19 protein-coding genes are annotated in these 16490 nt (G+C 69.2%); 3 read left to right on the top strand and 16 right to left on the bottom strand.

The window, feature by feature from the left end; translation table 11 throughout:
• Nucleotides 1–20: 20 nt before the first annotated feature.
• From pheT to infC, 10 genes are all read right to left on the bottom strand, one after another.
• Nucleotides 21–2567 (bottom strand): phenylalanine--tRNA ligase subunit beta, encoded by a 2547-nt coding sequence (gene pheT, locus FE256_RS07775; RefSeq protein ID WP_138174408.1) that lies wholly within the window; start codon nt 2565–2567, stop codon nt 21–23.
• Entirely contained in the window at nt 2567–3607 is a 1041-nt protein-coding gene (pheS, locus tag FE256_RS07770) for a phenylalanine--tRNA ligase subunit alpha (RefSeq protein WP_138174406.1), read from the bottom strand. Before pheS ends, pheT begins: the two co-directional genes overlap by 1 nt.
• Nucleotides 3608–3656: 49 nt before the next feature.
• On the bottom strand, nt 3657–4565 hold the full coding sequence (locus FE256_RS07765) for an amino acid ABC transporter permease (protein WP_138174404.1): 909 nt from the start codon (nt 4563–4565) through the stop codon (nt 3657–3659).
• Entirely contained in the window at nt 4562–5218 is a 657-nt protein-coding gene (locus FE256_RS07760; protein WP_138174402.1) for an amino acid ABC transporter permease, read from the bottom strand. Before FE256_RS07760 ends, FE256_RS07765 begins: the two co-directional genes overlap by 4 nt.
• Before the next feature lie 60 nt (nt 5219–5278).
• Nucleotides 5279–6178 (bottom strand): glutamate ABC transporter substrate-binding protein, encoded by a 900-nt coding sequence (locus FE256_RS07755; protein WP_138174400.1) that lies wholly within the window; start codon nt 6176–6178, stop codon nt 5279–5281.
• Nucleotides 6179–6287: 109 nt separating this feature from the next.
• Nucleotides 6288–7049 (bottom strand): amino acid ABC transporter ATP-binding protein, encoded by a 762-nt coding sequence (locus tag FE256_RS07750; RefSeq protein ID WP_138174398.1) that lies wholly within the window; start codon nt 7047–7049, stop codon nt 6288–6290.
• A gap of 77 nt (nt 7050–7126) precedes the next feature.
• The gene (locus FE256_RS07745) at nt 7127–7924 is read right to left on the bottom strand and encodes a TrmH family RNA methyltransferase (RefSeq protein WP_138174396.1); all 798 of its coding nucleotides are present in this window, start codon (nt 7922–7924) and stop codon (nt 7127–7129) included.
• A gap of 100 nt (nt 7925–8024) precedes the next feature.
• Nucleotides 8025–8408: a 50S ribosomal protein L20 gene (gene rplT / locus FE256_RS07740; protein ID WP_063257942.1), complete on the bottom strand. Its 384-nt coding sequence runs from the start codon at nt 8406–8408 to the stop codon at nt 8025–8027.
• A gap of 29 nt (nt 8409–8437) precedes the next feature.
• Complete coding sequence (gene rpmI / locus FE256_RS07735) at nt 8438–8632, bottom strand: 50S ribosomal protein L35 (RefSeq protein WP_013583375.1); 195 nt, start codon at nt 8630–8632, stop codon at nt 8438–8440.
• 46 nt (nt 8633–8678) lie between these two features.
• Entirely contained in the window at nt 8679–9323 is a 645-nt protein-coding gene (gene infC, locus FE256_RS07730) for a translation initiation factor IF-3 (protein ID WP_138174432.1), read from the bottom strand.
• Between the two features lie 226 nt (nt 9324–9549).
• Between infC and FE256_RS07725 the strand changes: the two genes are divergently transcribed.
• On the top strand, nt 9550–9954 hold the full coding sequence (locus FE256_RS07725; RefSeq protein WP_374208160.1) for a DUF1844 domain-containing protein: 405 nt from the start codon (nt 9550–9552) through the stop codon (nt 9952–9954).
• A 115-nt stretch (nt 9955–10069) separates the two neighbouring features.
• Here the strand turns inward: FE256_RS07725 and FE256_RS07720 are convergent, their stop codons facing one another.
• From FE256_RS07720 to FE256_RS07695, 6 genes are read right to left on the bottom strand one after another with little or no spacing between them, the layout of a single operon-like run.
• Nucleotides 10070–10849 (bottom strand): SseB family protein, encoded by a 780-nt coding sequence (locus tag FE256_RS07720; RefSeq protein ID WP_138174394.1) that lies wholly within the window; start codon nt 10847–10849, stop codon nt 10070–10072.
• The gene (gene priA / locus FE256_RS07715; protein WP_138174392.1) at nt 10833–11579 is read right to left on the bottom strand and encodes a bifunctional 1-(5-phosphoribosyl)-5-((5-phosphoribosylamino)methylideneamino)imidazole-4-carboxamide isomerase/phosphoribosylanthranilate isomerase PriA; all 747 of its coding nucleotides are present in this window, start codon (nt 11577–11579) and stop codon (nt 10833–10835) included. The genes FE256_RS07720 and priA overlap by 17 nt, the downstream gene beginning before the upstream one ends.
• Before the next feature lie 46 nt (nt 11580–11625).
• On the bottom strand, nt 11626–12273 hold the full coding sequence (gene hisH, locus FE256_RS07710; RefSeq protein WP_138174390.1) for an imidazole glycerol phosphate synthase subunit HisH: 648 nt from the start codon (nt 12271–12273) through the stop codon (nt 11626–11628).
• Nucleotides 12270–12884, bottom strand: coding sequence for an imidazoleglycerol-phosphate dehydratase HisB (gene hisB / locus FE256_RS07705; RefSeq protein ID WP_138174388.1), 615 nt, complete (start codon nt 12882–12884; stop codon nt 12270–12272). The genes hisH and hisB overlap by 4 nt, the downstream gene beginning before the upstream one ends.
• Nucleotides 12881–13975, bottom strand: coding sequence for a histidinol-phosphate transaminase (locus tag FE256_RS07700; RefSeq protein WP_138174386.1), 1095 nt, complete (start codon nt 13973–13975; stop codon nt 12881–12883). The genes hisB and FE256_RS07700 overlap by 4 nt, the downstream gene beginning before the upstream one ends.
• A 24-nt stretch (nt 13976–13999) precedes the next feature.
• On the bottom strand, nt 14000–14347 hold the full coding sequence (locus tag FE256_RS07695; protein WP_138174384.1) for a LysM peptidoglycan-binding domain-containing protein: 348 nt from the start codon (nt 14345–14347) through the stop codon (nt 14000–14002).
• Between the two features lie 260 nt (nt 14348–14607).
• On the opposite strand from FE256_RS07695, the gene lexA reads away from it, so the two are divergent.
• Both lexA and FE256_RS07685 read left to right on the top strand, forming a co-directional pair.
• Nucleotides 14608–15297 (top strand): transcriptional repressor LexA, encoded by a 690-nt coding sequence (gene lexA / locus FE256_RS07690; protein WP_138174382.1) that lies wholly within the window; start codon nt 14608–14610, stop codon nt 15295–15297.
• Nucleotides 15298–15473: 176 nt separating this feature from the next.
• Nucleotides 15474–16463, top strand: coding sequence for a PilN family protein (locus FE256_RS07685; RefSeq protein ID WP_138174380.1), 990 nt, complete (start codon nt 15474–15476; stop codon nt 16461–16463).
• The last annotated feature ends 27 nt before the right edge of the window (nt 16464–16490 follow it).

The raw sequence follows: 16490 nt of genomic DNA, 5'->3' as shown, positions 1-16490 counted from the left end.
GCACATGTCCGGGTGACATGTCAGCGACCCGGGACCTCCGCGCCCGCCGACTGCTCGCCATCGCGCAAGACGGCCCCGAAGCGCTCGGCCGCCACCGCGACACCCGCGAGCTTGGCATCCGACGCCTCCGCCGCGGTGAGCGTGCGGTCCGCGGCGCGGAACCGCAGCGCGAAGGTCAGACTCTTCGTCCCCTCGGCCACCCCGGTGCCGCGGTAGTCGTCCACGAGACGGGCCCCCTCGATGAGCGGAGCCCCACCCTCGAGCAGCGCCGCGCGGACGTCTCCGGCCGGGGTGCCGACCGGCACGACCACCGAGACGTCCTGCGTCGCCGCCGGGAACCCCGACAGGGATGCCACGACCACGCGGTTCTGCGCGCTCTCGAGGAGCGCGTCCAGGTCGAGCTCCGCCACGAGGACACGTCCCGGCAGGTCGGCGGCCGCTGCGACGGTCGGCAACAGCTCGCCCACGTAGCCCACGTCGGCACCCGCCACCCGGACACGCGCCGTACGACCGGGGTGCAGCGCCGCCCGCTGGGCCTGAACCAGCTCGACGTCGACTCCCGCGGCACCCGCGAGGATCCGCACGGCGTCGACCGCATCGGCGAGGTCGGCCGCGACCGCGGCCTGCCCCGGCTGCTTGGGAACGAGGTTCCCCGTCAGCAGCACGGCGACGTGCCGACGCTGCGGCGGGATCGAGGCATCCAGCGCCGTCAGCGTCGCCGCGTCGGGACGCACCGCCAGCGGCGGGACCGACGCGGTGCCGTACTGCACACCGGGCTTGGGAAGGAATACCGTGCCCGCCTCGAACAGCGCGAGGTCGACGATCCCCCGCGAGAGGTTGCGGTGCGCGACCTGCAGCAGGCCCGGGACGAGCGAGCGCCGCAGGAAGGGCGCCAGACCGTCGAGCGGGTTGGCGAGCTTAACGCTCGGCAACGTCTCGCCCGAGGGCGAGCCGTGCAGGTCGTTCTGCTCGGCGGTCGTGAACGGGAACGAGGGCGTCTCGACGAAGCCCGCCGCGGCCAGCGTGTTGCTCACGCGGCGACGGCCCTGCTGAGCGGAGGTCAGACCGCGCCCCGACGGCGGAGTGGGCAGCACGGACGGGATCCGGTCGTACCCCTCGATTCGCGCGACCTCTTCGGCCAGCGTCCACTTGTCGGTGAGGTCGGGACGCCATGACGGCGGGACGACCGACCAGCCGGTCTCACGGCGCTCGACGGTGCACCCGATCAGGCGCAGCGCACGCTCGACCTCGTCGTCGGTGTACTCGACGCCGATCAGCCCAGAAACGAACCCCGACGGCAGGACGATCGCGTCCCGCGTGAAGGTCTCGGCGAGCGATCCGCCGACCTCGGTGTCGAGAGAGCCACCGGCCAGCTCGACCATCAGCGACGCCACGCGCTCGGCCGCGACGAAGGCGACGAGCGGGTCGACGCCGCGCTCGAAGCGCCGCGAGGCCTCGGAGGGCAGCTTGTGCCGGCGCGCCGTACGGGCGATCGAGACCTGGTCGAAGGTGGCCGCCTCGATCAGGACGTTGCGCGTCGCATCGCTCATCTCGGTCGGGCCACCGCCCATGACGCCCGCCAGACCGATGGGGCCGGACTCGTCGGTGATGAGCAGATCCTCGTCGTGCAGCGTGCGCACCTGGCCGTCCAGCGTCTCGAGCTTCTCGCCCGCCGTCGCACGACGGACGGTGATCCCCCCCTGCAGACGGTCGAGGTCGTAGCCGTGGATCGGCTGGCCGAGCTCAAGCATGACGTAGTTCGTGATGTCGATCAGGACACCGAGCGACCGGATGCCGGCGAGCGACAGGCGCGTGATCATCCACGGCGGCGTGGGACGCGAGGGGTCCACGTCGCGGACGATGCGCGCGACGAACTGGCTCGCGCCGACGCGGCCACGGATGGGCGCGACGTCGTCGACCGTGATCGGGAAGCCCTGCGGCGTGCGGTCGCGCGCGGCGTCGTGACCGGCGCCCGGGTCGCGGAAGACCGCGCCGGTGGCGTGCGAGTACTCGCGGGCGACACCGCGCAGAGACAGCGCGTACCCGCGGTCGGGGGTGACGTTGATCTCGACGGCGATGTCGTCCAGGCCGAGCAGGGCGATCGCGTCGGAGCCCACGGGAGCGTCGATGCCGAGGTCGACCAGGCGCAGGATGCCGGAGTGCTCGCTGCCGAGTCCCAGCTCTTTCGCCGAGGCGATCATGCCGTCCGAGACATGACCGTAGGTCTTGCGCGCCGCGATCGGGAACGGCCCGGGCAGAACGGAGCCGGGCAGGGTCACCACGACCTTGTCGCCCTCGAAGAAGTTGCCGGCGCCGCACACGATGCCACGGACGCCGCCGTGCTCTTCGCCGACGTCGACCTGGCACCAGCGGATCGTCTTGCCGTTGGACTGCGGCTCAGGAGTGAACTCCTTCACCTCACCGACGACGATGGGGCCTTCGAGCTCGAAGCGATGCACGTCTTCTTCTTCGAATCCGACGGACACCAGCGCCGCGAGGACGTCGTCGGCCGTGGCATCCGCGGGCACGTCGACGTACTCGCGCAACCAGGAGAGCGGGACGCGCATCAGACCACCATTCCGAACTGCTCGCTGAAGCGGACATCGCCCTCGGCCATGTCGCGCATGTCTTGCACGTCGCTGCGGAACATGAGCGTGCGCTCGATGCCCATGCCGAAGGCGAAGCCCGAGTACTCCTCGGGATCGATGCCCGCGGCACGCAGGACATTGGGGTTCACCATCCCGCAGCCGCCCCACTCGATCCAGCGCGCCCCGCCCTTGAAGGTGGGATGCCACAGGTCGAGCTCGGCGCTCGGCTCGGTGAACGGGAAGAAGTTGGCGCGGAACCGCGTCTTGGCCTCGGGGCCGAACAGGACCCGGGCGGCGTGGTCGAGCGTGCCCTTGAGGTGGGCCATCGTGATGCCCTTGTCGATGACCAGACCCTCGAACTGCGTGAAGACGGGAAGGTGCGTCGCGTCGAACTCATCGGTCCGGTACACCCGACCGGGGCACAGCACATAGATCGGCAGGTCGCGCTCGAGCATCGACCGCACCTGGACGGGGCTCGTGTGCGTGCGCATCACGAGGTGGCGGGCGACCGGGTCGACGAAGAACGTGTCCTGCATCTGCCGCGCCGGGTGATCGACGTCGAAATTGAGCGCGTCGAAGTTGAACCACTCGTGCTCGAGCTCGGGGCCCTCGGCGATCTCCCACCCCATGCCGACGAAGATGTCGGACACCTGCTCCTGCAGGAGCGAGATCGGATGCCGCGCTCCCACGCGGGCGCGCTGCGGCAGGGCCGTGACGTCCACCCGCTCCGCTTCGAGCCGCGCAACGGTCTCGGCCTCGGCGAGCTCGCCTTCGCGGGCGGCGAAGGCCTGGTTCACACGACCGCGCGCCTGGCCGACGAGCTTGCCGAACTCGGCCTTGTTCTCGGGGGCGACGTTGCGCAGCTGGGCGTTCAGGCGGGCGAGTGAGGACTGCTCTCCCGCGTGAGCGGAGCGAGCGGCCTTCAGGTCTGCGGTCGTCGCGGCACCGGCGATCGCCGCGAGAGCGGCATCGACGGCGGAGGCGACGGCCTCGGGGGTGATCTCGGGTGCGTCGGACACGAGATGAGAGTCTACCGACGGGCGGGGACACTCCCCCGCCCGCCTGCGGTCACAGACCCGACGCGTCGTTCTTACCGAGCCCGCGCTGAGCGACGATGAGCTCGGTATCTGTACCGGCCTGCTGCGGCACGGCGGCCGCGACCTGCGCGGAGCGCGGCGAGCGGCGCAGTCGTTTCTCGACGAGGGTGGCGACGTACGACAGCAGGAGGCACAGCGAGATGTAGATCGCGCCGACGATGATCGTGGCCGGGATGATCGGCGAACCGACGCTCGGTTGCGCACCGATGTACTTCGCGTAGAACAGCAGTTCGGGGTAGGTGATGATGAAGCCGAGAGCGGTGTCCTTCAGCGTCACCACGAGCTGCGCGATGATCACCGGCATCATGGCGCGGATCGCCTGCGGAAGCAGCACCAAGCGCATGACGCCCGCCTTGCGCAGACCGATCGCGTATCCGGCCTCACTCTGACCCCGCGGCAACGATTCGACGCCGGCGCGGATGACCTCCGCGAGCACCGAGCCGTTGTAGCAGACCAGCGCGATGACGACGGCCCAATAGGGCTCCATACGGATGCCGATGACCGGGAAGCCGTAGTACAGCAAGAACATGAAGATCAGCACCGGGATGGCGCGGAACACCTCGATGACCGCGGTGAACGGCCAGCGCACCCAGGCGTGGTCGGACAGGCGACCGATCGCCAGGACGAAACCGAGGGCGAGCGCGCCGACGGCGGCCGCGGCGAACGCGGCGAGCGTGGCCACCGTGGACTGCAGGACCTGCATCCACACGTTGCTGTAGGTGAAGGCCGACCACTTCTGCGCCGTGAACTGACCCGTCGCGGCCAACCGCCACACGAAGAATCCGACGATGGCGAGCACAACCAGGATCGTCACCACTCCGAGGATCCGGTTGCGGGCGATCGCTTTGGGGCCCGGGACGTCGTACAGGACACTGCTCATCGGGCGATCCTCCACCGGTTCTCGAGAGTTCGCTGGAGCCACGAGAGCAGCAGCACCAGGGCGACGAAGGCCACCATGATCCACAGGATGACGACGAAGGCGTTCTCGCCCCGCTCACTGAGGTAGTTGCGCACCGAGCCGAGGTTCACGATGGAGAAGCCCGCGGCGACAGTGGTGTTCTTCAGCAGGGCGATGAACACGCTCATCATCGGGGGGATGACCGAGCGGAACGCCTGCGGCAGCACGACCAGGCCCATCACCTGGCCGAAGCCGAGCCCGAGGGCACGGGCGGCTTCGGCCTGACCCACCGGGACCGTGTTGACGCCGGAGCGGATCGCTTCGGCGACGTACGTGGCGGTGTAGATGCCGAGCGCGCAGATGCCGAGCGTCAGCGAGACCTCGCCGGTCAATCGCAAGCCGAGGAGCGGTGGCAGGGCGAACACGAAAGCGAAGAACACGAGCGTGAGGGGCGTGTTCCGAATGGCACTGACATAGAACGTGCCGACGCCACGAGCGATCGGCACGGGTGAGACGCGCATCGCGCCGACGATGATGCCCAGTACGAGCGCGAGCGCGCCGCCCGCGAAGAACAGCACGAGCGTGCCGACGAGCGCTTGGCCCCAGATGTCGAGGTTGCCGGTGATGACACCCATGCGTGGTCCTTGTCTTGGTCGGGGGTTCGGGGGCGGCGCGGCGCGCCGCCCCCGAACGGATCACTCGTCGGCGGTGGGCTGCTGGCCCGTGATGCCGGCCGGTGCCAGATTCTTGTCGAACAGCGCGGTCCAGATCTCGCCACCGTCGTTGAAGAGGGTGTTGATGTGGCCCTTCAGGACGGTGTCGCCCTTGGGCAGACCGACGCCGTAGCGCTCTTCGCTGAAGGTGTCGCCCGCGATCTTGAACGCGTCGGGCTCCTGCGCCACGTAACCGGCGAGGATCGCCTGGTCGGTGGTCACGGCGTCCACGGAGCCGGCCCGCAGCTGCTCGAGGCACTGGGTGTAGGTGTCGTACTCGACGGTGTCGCCGGGCGCGTACTCGTCACGGATGCGCTGCAGAGGCGTCGAGCCCGTCACGGAGCAGACGATCTTGCCGGCGAGGTCATCGGGACCGTTGATCGAGTCGTTGTCCGCCGCGACCAGCAGACCCTGGCCGGTGATCAGGTACGGACCGGCGAAGTCGATCTGCTGCTTGCGCTTGTCGGTGATGGAGTACGTACCGACGTAGTAGTCGATGTTGCCGTTGACGAGCTCCTGCTCGCGGTTGGCCGACGGGATCGTCTTGTACTCGATCTTGTCGGCGTCGAACCCGAGCGACGCGGCGATCCACTGGGCGATCTCGACGTCGAAGCCGCCGCGCTCGTTGCTCACGGGGTCTTTGAAGCCGAGACCGGGCTGGTCCTCCTTGACACCGACGACGACCTTGTCGGCCGCGGCCATGCGCTCGTAGGTGGGGCTGCCGTCGAGCGAGACGTCGGAGGCCACGTCCCAGAGCTGGGTCGAATCGCCGCTGCCGTCGGCTCCGGGCGCCGCACCCGGGGTCCCGCTGTTGCAGGCCGTCAGGGCCAGCAGGCCGGCGGCGACGATACTCGCGCCGGCGAGAAAACGTGTCTTACGCATGTGATGTCTCCTTGGTTACGTGTGCTGTGCGGAGGGGATACGAGGGGGTGGCACGTCGGGTCGGCCGGAGGCGGTGCGGGAGGCGGAACGTCGTCGTTCCGCCCCGGAGTCAGTGCGTGATGAGCTTCGAGAGGAAGTCCTTCGCACGATCGGATTCGGGGTGCGTGAAGAACTGCTCGGGCGTGGCCTGCTCGACGATCTGCCCGTCGGCCATGAACACCACACGGTTGGCGGCCTTGCGGGCGAAGCCCATCTCGTGCGTGACGACGATCATCGTCATCCCGTCCTTCGCGAGCCCGACCATCACGTCGAGGACCTCGTTGATCATCTCGGGGTCGAGGGCCGAGGTCGGCTCGTCGAAGAGCATGACCTTCGGCTTCATCGCGAGGGCGCGGGCGATCGCGACGCGCTGCTGCTGGCCGCCGGAGAGCTGCGCGGGCAGCTTGTCGGACTGGTGGCCCACGCCCACGCGGTCCAGGAGAGCGCGCGCTTCTTTCTCGGCATCCGCCTTCTTCATCTTGCGGACCTTGATCGGCCCGAGGGTGACGTTCTCGAGGATCGTCAAGTGGGCGAAGAGGTTGAACGATTGGAAGACCATGCCCACATCGGCACGCAGCTTCGCCAATCCCTTGCCTTCTTCGGGCAGCGCCACACCGTCGATCGTGATCGATCCGCTCGTGATCGTTTCGAGGCGGTTGATGGTGCGGCAGAGGGTCGACTTGCCCGAGCCGGAGGGGCCGATGACGACGACGACTTCGCCGCGGTCGACGGTCAGATCGATGTCCTTCAGAGCCTGGAACTGTCCATAGTGCTTCTGGACGCCGGAGAGGACGACGAGGGGCTCGGAGCCCGCCGGGGGAACGGATGCCATTTCCCCACCCTATGAGACGGCCGGGAATGCGACCACCTTCTTGCGGACGCCTTAACCGTTCTGTAACAGCGGGTGACTCAGCCCGCGCGTTGGGCGAAGGCGGTCTCGTACAGGCAGACGCTCGCGGCGGTGGCGAGGTTCAGCGACTCCGCTCGTCCGTAGATGGGAAGCCGTAACGAGAGATCCGCGTACCCGAGCGCGGAATCGTCCAGGCCCCGGGCTTCGTTCCCGAACAACCACGCCGTCGGCTCGGCCAGCAGGCGGCGGGACGTGAGGAAATCCTCACCCCCGATATCGGCGGCAACCACCCGCAACCCCACCTCGTGCACGCGCTCGACGACGTCGCTCAGCTCCAGATCCACTGCGACCGGGAGATGGAACAGCGACCCCGTGGTCGACCGCACGACCTTCGGGTTGTACAGGTCGACCGTGCGACCCGTCAGGATCACGGCGTCCGCGCCCGCCGCATCGGCGGCGCGGATGATCGTGCCGAGGTTGCCCGGATCACGCACTTCCTCGCAGATCGCGAGCAGGCGCGGCTGCGTGGCGAGGATGTCCTTGAGAGCCGTCGGCGACTGCCGGGCCACCGCGACGATGCCCTGCGGCGTGACGGTGTCGGCCATGGCATCCAGGACCGCTTCGGTCGTGTACTGCACATCGACGTCGGCGTCGACGGCGGCGTCGCGGACGTCGGTGTGCTTCTCGAGTGCCGTCGGAGTGCCGTAGAGCTCGAGCACCGTCTCGGGCGCCCAGGCGAGGGCTTCACGCGCGGCCTGAGGCCCCTCGAGGAGGAACAGACCGGTCTCCTGCCGGGCCGCGCGCTTGCTCAACTTGGCCACGGCGCGCACCCGCGGCGAACGAGGGTTCTCCAGCACGCACCCAGTGTATGACGCGACCGGCATGCATCCCGGAGAACGGCGGGGAAACGCCGAACGGGCGCCCTCCGAGGAGGACGCCCGTTCGTGGAACCGGTGATTACGCGGTCTTGGCGGCGTTGACGTCGCTGGGCAGCGCGGCCTTGGCCGTCGCGACGAGCGAGGCGAACACGGCCGGCTCGTTGACCGCGAGCTCGGCGAGCATGCGGCGGTCGACCTGAACACCCGCGAGGCCGAGGCCCTGGATGAAGCGGTTGTACGTGAGACCGTTCTGGCGGCTCGCGGCGTTGATGCGCTGGATCCACAGACGACGGAAGTCGCCCTTGCGCTTGCGACGGTCACGGTATGCGTAGACCAGGGAGTGAGTGACCTGCTCCTTGGCCTTGCGGTACAGGCGCGAACGCTGACCGCGGTAACCGGACGCGCGCTCGAGGATGACGCGACGCTTCTTGTGGGCGTTGACAGCCCGCTTGACTCTAGCCATTTCTGTTCTTTCCTAACGTGCGTCGGCGCTCAGAGGCCGAGGAGCTTCTTGGCGACCTTGGAGTCGCCCTTGGCCAGGACCTGCTCCTGGTTCAGGCGACGGGTGCGCTTGGAGGCCTTGCCCTCGAGGTTGTGCCGCATGCCGGCCTGCTGCTTCATGAGCTTGCCGCTACCGGTCAACTTGAAACGCTTCTTGGCGCCCGAGTGGGTCTTCTGCTTCGGCATCTGTCTTCCTTCGTTGGGTATCCCGGCACTGCGGGAGACGGGGGGCTTACTCGGCGGACGCCGGAGCAGCGTGGTCGTCGGGGGCCGAGTCGCCGCGGGCCGCGCTGCGCGCCGCCTCACGGTTCGCCGCGCGCTGCGCGTTCTGCTCGGTCTTGACCTCGGACTTGTTCTTGTGAGGAGCGACCACCATCACCATGTTGCGGCCGTCGATCGTGGGGTTCGACTCGACGGTGCCGAACTCGGCGACGTCCTCCGCGAACTTGCGGAGCAGACGCACACCCTGCTCGGGACGCGACTGCTCGCGACCGCGGAAGAGGATCATGGCCTTCACCTTGTCGCCCGCCTGGAGGAATCCCTCAGCGCGCTTGAGCTTGGTGATGTAGTCGTGGGCCTCGATCTTCAGGCGGAACCGGACCTCTTTCAGGACCGTGTTGGCCTGGTTACGACGCGTTTCCTTGGCCTTCTGAGCGGCCTCGTACTTGAACTTGCCGTAATCCATGATCTTGACCACGGGCGGCTTCGAGCTCGGCGCAACCTCGACCAGGTCGAGGTCCGCTTCCTGGGCCAGGCGCAGCGCAGCTTCGATTCGGACGATGCCGACCTGCTCGCCGTTGGGTCCGACGAGACGGACCTCCGGGACTCGGATGCGCTCGTTGGTGCGGGGATCGCTGATGCGGAACTCCTCTTTCATGCGGATGGCGGCCGCCGCGATCCATGGGAATCGCGGGCGAAGAGGAGAACATGCCACCCGGCACGGTGCTCAGAGCACCGGCTTCTGCACCCTGACAGCTCTGTACGGAACGGAGCGGAGTGCGGGAACCCGGTAGCCTGGAGCGGCAAGCGCGGGTGGGATGTCATCCTCTTTCGTACGGAGCAGAACACTCCGAAGCCCGCCATAGTCTAGCAGAGAGAAACACGTGGACACGATTCCCCCCGACGACAGCCGCGCCGCCCAGGACGCCGAGCGTCTTGCGAGGTGGGAGGAGCAGGAGCGCGTCTCCGCCTCCGCCTCCCGCGACATCGCCGACGTCCCCGCCGTCGAGGTCATCACCACGACCGCCGTCCACCTCATGAGCGCCGCGGCGATCAAGGTCGGACTCGCCGACGACCCGCAGCAGCAGCTCGACCTCGACGAGGCCCGCAAGCTCATCAACGCCCTCGCCGGCCTCATCACCGCCGGGGCGCCCGAGATCAGCGACATGCACGCCCGATCGCTCCGCGACGGTCTGCGATCGCTGCAGCTCGCGTTCCGCGAGGCCTCGGTCATCCCCGACCCGATCGGCAAGGGTCCGGGCGAGAAGTGGACGGGTCCCGTCACGTAGGTCGCGGGAACCTCGGTACCGGCCTCCCGATGCCGCGGGAACAGGGCGATTCGGCGGGCGCGCGAAACAGACTGTTCTCGACGCGAAGCCTGTTCTCGCGACGACGTGGAGGCGGTCAGATGTCGGTGGGGCGGTGCAGCTTCACCGTCAGGGAGTCCACGAGCACGGCGACCCGGTCGTCCGCCGCCCACCGACGCGCGAGGCGCGCGAGGACCGCGTCGAGCTCGTCCTGCGCGAGGCCGGCCATGAGCCGCAGGTGCACGACCAGCTCGGGGCCGCGCAACCGCCCGAACGGGTCCCCCGGCTGCACGGCGAGGTCGAGCACCGCCAGCTCACCGGAGATGCTCTCCTGCAGGCCCGTGAACACGGCCGGGGACACGTGCGCGGGCTCCCACGCCTCCCCCTGAGCGATCGCCCACACCGCGGGGCGGCGCAACACGAATTCGGTCTCGGAAGTCGGATCGATGACGATCAGCTCCGTGTCTTCCGACGCTGCCGCCAGAGCGGTGCGGCGGCCGTCCGCGGGGACGGGGCGCGCCGTGGCATCCCAGCGCTGCATCGCCTCGACCGAGCTGAACACCGGCAACACCTTGCGGCCGTCGGGGGCGGCCACCGTCACGATCGACAGCTCTTGCGTCTTGTCGACCTCCAGCCCGTGCGGGCCGACGCCGTGGTCGCCCTTCTCGGCGACGAGCGGGATCAGCAGGCGAGCGGTGCGGTAGGCCTCGACGACGGCACGGGCGTCGCCCTCCCCCGTCGAGACGGCCTGCAGGGCGATCAAGAGGGCGGGGTCGGCAGAACCGTCGTCACCGGAGTGCGGGTTCGATTCGAAACGACGCCCCTCCCAGGGGACGCCCGCCGAGTCGGCGCGATGGTCGTCAGTGCCCGGCGACATCCAGCGCCTCGGCGAGGGTGAACTGGCCCGCGTAGAGGGCCTTGCCCACGATCGCCCCTTCGACGCCGAGCGGCACCAGCTCGCGCAGCGCCACGATGTCGTCGAGGCTCGACACTCCGCCGGAGGCCACGATGGGCTTCGGCGTGCGCTGCGTCAGCTCGCGCAGAAGCTCGAGGTTGGGGCCGCGGAGCGTGCCGTCCTTGGTGACATCGGTCACGACGTACCGGCTGCAGCCGGCGTCCTCGAGACGCTCGAGCACCGTCCACAGGTCGCCGCCGTCGCGCGTCCATCCGCGGGCGGCCAGGGTCGTGCCGCGCACGTCGAGCCCGACCGCGATCGCCTCGCCGTAGCGGTTGATGACGTCCGCGGCCCACTCGGGGTTCTCCAGGGCGGCGGTACCCAGGTTGATGCGACTGGCGCCGCTCTCCAGAGCCGCCTCGAGGGACCGGTCGTCACGGATGCCGCCGGAGAGCTCGACCTGCACGCCCTTGACCTGCTTGATGACCTTGCGCATCACCGCGGTGTTGTTGCCGCGGCCGAAAGCGGCGTCGAGGTCGACGAGGTGGATCCACGCCGCACCCTGGCGCGCGAAGTCCAGCGCGGCATCCACCGGGTCGCCGTAGCTGGTCTCGGTGCCCGCCTCTCCCTGGGTCAGTCGGACGGCCTTGCCGTCGGCGACATCAACCGCGGGCAGAAGGACAAGCTCGGGCGTGGACGCGAAATCGTTCATGGCTCCTCGTGCCGGCAGGCGCCTCTCGCCAGCCCCGGGCACGAGGTCACACAGTAGTCGCGCGCAGCCCGTCGATCCAATTCGCCAGCAGACGGATGCCGGCTTCCCCCGACTTCTCGGGGTGGAACTGGGTCGCCGCCAACGGACCGTTCTCGACCGCGGCGAGGAACGGCGCGCCGTACGTGCACCACGTCAACACCGGCTCGGGGAACGGCGGCGTGACCTCGAGCTGCCATTCTTGCGCGGCGTAGGAGTGGACGAAGTAGAACCGCTCGTCGCCGATGCCGTCGAACAGGCGAGAGCCCTCGCCGGCCGAAACCGTGTTCCACCCCATGTGCGGAAGCACCGGCGCCGCGAGTTCGGACACGGTGCCGGGCCACTCGCCCAGCCCTTCCGTGTCGGTCCCGCGTTCGATGCCACGCCCGAACATCACCTGCATCCCCACGCAGATGCCGAGCACCGGGCGACCTCCGGCGAGTCGACGATCGATGATCTCGCCGCCGCGGCTGGCGTTGAGCGCGTCCATCACGGCGCTGAAGGCCCCGACTCCGGGGACGAGCAGCCCGTCGGCGTCGAGGAGAAGGGAGCGATCGGAAGTCAAGCGCGCATCGGCCCCCGCCTCGATGAGCGCCTTGACGGCCGAGTGGACGTTGCCCGAGCCGTAGTCGAGGACAGCGACGACGGGCTTGCTCACAGGGCGCCCTTGGTGCTCGGGATGCCGTCGACGAAGGGATCCAGGGCCTTGGCCTGGCGGAACGCACGGGCGAGGGCCTTGTACTCGGCCTCGGCGATGTGGTGCGGGTCGCGCCCGCCCAGGACGCGTACGTGCACCGTCAGTCCCGCGTGGATCGAGATGGCCTCGAACGAGTGGCGCACGAGCGAGCCGGTGAAGTGCCCGCCGATCAAGTGGTGCTCGAAGCCCGCGGGCTCTCCGGTGTGCACGAGATACGGACGTCCGCTGATGTCGACGACGGCCTGCGCGAGCGCTTCGTCCAGCGGAACGAGGGCATCGCCGTACCGGGCGATGCCGGACTTGTCACCGAGCGCCTGGCGGATCGCCTGACCGAGCACGATCGAGGTGTCCTCGACGGTGTGGTGCGCGTCGATGTGCGTGTCGCCTACGGAGGTGACGCGCAGGTCGGTCAGCGAGTGCTTCGCGAACGCCGTGAGCATGTGATCGAAGAACGGCACGCTCGTGGAGATCTCGCTCGCGCCGGTCCCATCGAGGTCGAGGGACAGCTCGACGCGCGACTCGCTCGTCTCGCGGACGATCGATGCGGTGCGGGGCGTGGCGGGGCCGGTCATGCTCGCGATCCTACCGAGGCCAGTGCATCCAGGAACGCGGTCGTCTCGTCGGCGGTACCCGCCGTGACGCGCAAGTGGTGAGCGATGCCCACGTCGCGGATGAGCACCCCGCGGTCGTACAGCGCTTTCCACGTGGCCGCGGGGTCGTCGACCGCGCCGAAGAGCACGAAGTTCGTCCACGACTCGTGTGCCGTGTAGCCCAGTGCCGCCACCGTGGCCGAGATCCGGTCGCGCTGAGCGACGATCTCGTCGACCATCGACAGCATCGTGTCCGCGTGCCCGAGCGCGGCCGTCGCCGCCGCCTGCGTCAGCGCGCTGAGGTGGTACGGCAGGCGGACCAGACGCAAGGCGTCGATGACCGCCGGGTCGGCGGCGAGATATCCCACCCGCGCGCCGGCGAATGCGAACGCCTTACTCATCGTGCGGGACACCACCAGGCGCGGGCGTCCGGGGAGGAGCGTCACCGCGGAGGGCTGGTCGTGCGGGGCGAACTCCTGGTACGCCTCGTCGACGATGACGATGCCGTCGGTCACGGCGTAGACCGCCTCGATCACGTCGAGACCGAGGGGCGTGCCCGTCGGGTTGTTCGGCGCACACAGGAAGACGACGTCGGGGTTCTCGCGCACGACCTGCTCGGCGGCGGAGGCCGGGCTGAGCGTGAAGTCGTGCTCGCGCTCCCCCGCGATCCATTCGGCACCGGTCGCCCGCGTCAGGATCGGATACATCGAGTAGGTGGGAGCGAAACCCATGGCCCGACGCCCTGGACCACCGAAGGCCTGGAGGATGTGCTGCAGGACCTCGTTCGACCCGTTGGCCGCCCAGATCTGCTCGCGGACGAGCCCGTGCCCCAGGTAGTCGGCGAACGCCTCGCGGAGACCGGTGAACTCACGGTCGGGATAGCGGTTGACGTCGCGCAGTGCGCGGGCGATGGCATCCAGAATGTCGTCGGCGACCTCGGAGGGAACGGGATGCGTGTTCTCGTTCACGTTGAGGGCGACAGGGAGTGCGGCTTGCGGGGCTCCGTACGGGGTCATGCCCCGCAAGTCGTCGCGAAGAGGCAGGTCATCGAGGCGCACGGTCACCTCACCCATCGTAGGCGGCGACGACGCCGGGGCTCACCTCCCGGCGACGTAGGCGGCCGGGATCGCGATGCGCTGGCCGGCCGCGACCGATGCGTCTTCGAGAGCGTTCAACCGCGTGATCTCTGCCACCACGTCGCGGGGGTCGGCACCCGGAGCGACGTCTTCGGCGATCGACCAGAGGGTTTCGCCGCTCATGACCGTGATCTCAGCGAACGCCCCCGCCGAGGCACCGCTGTCGTTCGACGCGAGCGCGGCTCCGCCGCCGACGACGGCGACGGATAGCGCGACAACGACCGGCAGAGCGGCGAGGAAAGCGAACACACGACGTCCGCGCGCGGTCAACCGCAGGCGGGTCGTGGGGGTGATGGCGATGCTGCTCATGATGTGCTCCTCGGTGGGGAGAGATTCGCACGCCACCCTCGGCCGGGAGGGTGGCTGTGCGAATCTGTATTCCGAATCTATATTCGATACTGCGGGACTGTCAAGACCAGGGCTATCGGAGACCGATCGAACGCGACACGCGGAGCGCTCCGCATCGATCGGGTCGTCCACCGGATACGGTTTCGACGAGGAGACCCCACCACGGACCTCCGACATTCGAATTTCCGCCGCTTCGACAGCGCGGTGCGAGGGGAGCACACATGACCGACGCGACGACCGCGGGCGGCCGCGAAAGACCGCAGACGCGGCGACGGAAGAGCCTCAGCGACAAGCAGCTGGCGATCCTCGAAGTCATCCAGCGCTCGATCGCGCGGCACGGGTATCCGCCGAGCATGCGCGAGATCGGCGACGCCGTGGGGCTGAAGTCGCTCTCGAGCGTCACGCATCAGCTCAACCAGCTGGAGCTGAGCGGATACCTGCGCCGCGACCCCGGAAAGACCCGCGCGATGGAGGTGCTGATCGACCTGCCCGGCACCGCCGCAGAGAACCCCGCCGACACCGCACCCGCCGTGGGCGACGCCGCCCTCGTCCCCCTGGTCGGCCGCATCGCCGCGGGCGTCCCCATCACCGCCGATCAGCAGGTCGAGGAGATCTTCCCCCTCCCCCGTCAGCTCGTCGGCAAGGGCGAGCTGTTCATGCTCAAGGTCTCGGGCGATTCCATGATCGACGCGGCCATCTGCGACGGCGACTGGGTCGTCGTCCGCACGCAAGCCACGGCCGAGAACGGTGAGATCGTCGCCGCGATGCTCGACGGCGAGGCCACGGTGAAGACGTTCCGCCGCCGCGACGGCCACACGTGGCTCCTCCCCCGCAACTCCGCCTTCGAGCCGATTCTCGGCGACGAGGCCGTCGTGCTCGGGCGCGTCGTCGCGGTGCTGCGGACGGTCTGACGCCGCCGACCGATACCGGAAGGCCGGATGCCACGCGAAGTGGCATCCGGCCTTCGTCGTTCGTCGACCCCGCCGACGGGTCGCCGCGCACGCGCCCACCGCCGGTTATGCACAGGCGCCGCAGCCGGAGCACCGGGGCCCCTACCATGACAGGACACATCGAGAGAGCGAGCGTCGTGACCTCCACCTCCCCCACCGGACAGCCGTCGCCCGAGCACTCCGTCGAGGTCCTCCCCGACATCGCCTCCGCGTCCCCACCGCCCCTCCCTCCGACCGGGCGCCGGCCCCGTACGGGCATCGTCGTGCTCTCGTGCCTGCTCGCGCTCGTCGCCGTCGCCGCTGGGCTCGGCATCCTGTGGCTGGCGATGCAGCTCGACGGCGCACGTTCGCAGATCACCGACCAGCGACAGCAGATCACCGACCAGCAGCGACAGATCGAGGAGCAACGCGAGCTGATCGACCGCAAGGAGCAGTTCGGTGCGGCCATGGCCGGCCTGTACGAGACGGTCGAGCCGCTTGTCGGGCTTCCCTTCGCGACGCTCGTCCCCTGGGCTCGCGTCGAGGAGTTCGCAGACCACGCGTGGATCCATCGGAGCAACGCCGACGCCCTGAGCAGGGACGTGGCCGAGGTCGAGGCATTCGCGACCGATCTGGCATCGCGCGCCGACGCGGCGCGTGTCCAGGGCGCGGCCAACGCGTCCGGAACGCCCTGGGAGTCGACCCTCGACTCGCTCGGTCGCGGCTGGGTGTCGATGGCCGTCGACGAGGGGGGCACGCCGTGCGGCGCCGACGCCCTGGCGTGCGTCTCGAGCACCGACCCCTTCACCGTGCGCGTCAACGGCGCGACGCGGACGGACGAGACGATGACGGACTGGATCCGCACCGGCATCGCGTACCACGAGTTCGCCCACGTCCTGCAGTTCACGAACCCCGAAGCCACCCAGAGCGCCCTCCCCGCGTTCGCCGGTGATGTCGAGACGATGGCGGACTGCTACGCGCTCACCTTCCTCGACGGGTGGTCGCTGGAGCACGAGGTCCCCATCGACGAGTTCTCGTACTGGGAGGTGAGCGTCGGCTACGGCTACACCTGCGACGACAGCCAGCGGCAGATCGTCCGAGACTGGGCCGCCGGCCTCGGCATCGTGCGGCAACCCGTCGGGGGCTGAGCCCGTGCCGCCGCGCGACCGTGTCCG

Source organism: Microbacterium sp. 5K110, from assembly GCF_005774735.1.
Lineage (GTDB): Bacteria > Actinomycetota > Actinomycetes > Actinomycetales > Microbacteriaceae > Microbacterium.
Note: the sequence above shows the minus strand (reverse complement) of the source record. Positions and strands in the feature narration are given on the sequence as shown.

Bases quoted from the DNA above. Each gene is read 5' to 3' on its own strand.
- pheT (WP_138174408.1), bottom strand. From the start codon at position 2,567: ATGCGCGTCCCGCTCTCCTGGTTGCGCGAGTACGTCGACGTGCCCGCG.
- FE256_RS07695 (WP_138174384.1), bottom strand. From the start codon at position 14,347: ATGAGCAGCATCGCCATCACCCCCACGACCCGCCTGCGGTTGACCGCG.
- FE256_RS07750 (WP_138174398.1), bottom strand. From the start codon at position 7,049: ATGGCATCCGTTCCCCCGGCGGGCTCCGAGCCCCTCGTCGTCCTCTCC.
- FE256_RS07765 (WP_138174404.1), bottom strand. From the start codon at position 4,565: ATGAGCAGTGTCCTGTACGACGTCCCGGGCCCCAAAGCGATCGCCCGC.
- FE256_RS07720 (WP_138174394.1), bottom strand. From the start codon at position 10,849: ATGTCGCCGGGCACTGACGACCATCGCGCCGACTCGGCGGGCGTCCCC.
- hisB (WP_138174388.1), bottom strand. From the start codon at position 12,884: ATGACCGGCCCCGCCACGCCCCGCACCGCATCGATCGTCCGCGAGACG.
- rpmI (WP_013583375.1), bottom strand. From the start codon at position 8,632: ATGCCGAAGCAGAAGACCCACTCGGGCGCCAAGAAGCGTTTCAAGTTG.
- lexA (WP_138174382.1), top strand. From the start codon at position 14,608: ATGACCGACGCGACGACCGCGGGCGGCCGCGAAAGACCGCAGACGCGG.
- FE256_RS07760 (WP_138174402.1), bottom strand. From the start codon at position 5,218: ATGGGTGTCATCACCGGCAACCTCGACATCTGGGGCCAAGCGCTCGTC.
- rplT (WP_063257942.1), bottom strand. From the start codon at position 8,408: ATGGCTAGAGTCAAGCGGGCTGTCAACGCCCACAAGAAGCGTCGCGTC.
- priA (WP_138174392.1), bottom strand. From the start codon at position 11,579: ATGAACGATTTCGCGTCCACGCCCGAGCTTGTCCTTCTGCCCGCGGTT.
- FE256_RS07755 (WP_138174400.1), bottom strand. From the start codon at position 6,178: ATGCGTAAGACACGTTTTCTCGCCGGCGCGAGTATCGTCGCCGCCGGC.
- FE256_RS07700 (WP_138174386.1), bottom strand. From the start codon at position 13,975: ATGGGTGAGGTGACCGTGCGCCTCGATGACCTGCCTCTTCGCGACGAC.
- infC (WP_138174432.1), bottom strand. From the start codon at position 9,323: ATGAAAGAGGAGTTCCGCATCAGCGATCCCCGCACCAACGAGCGCATC.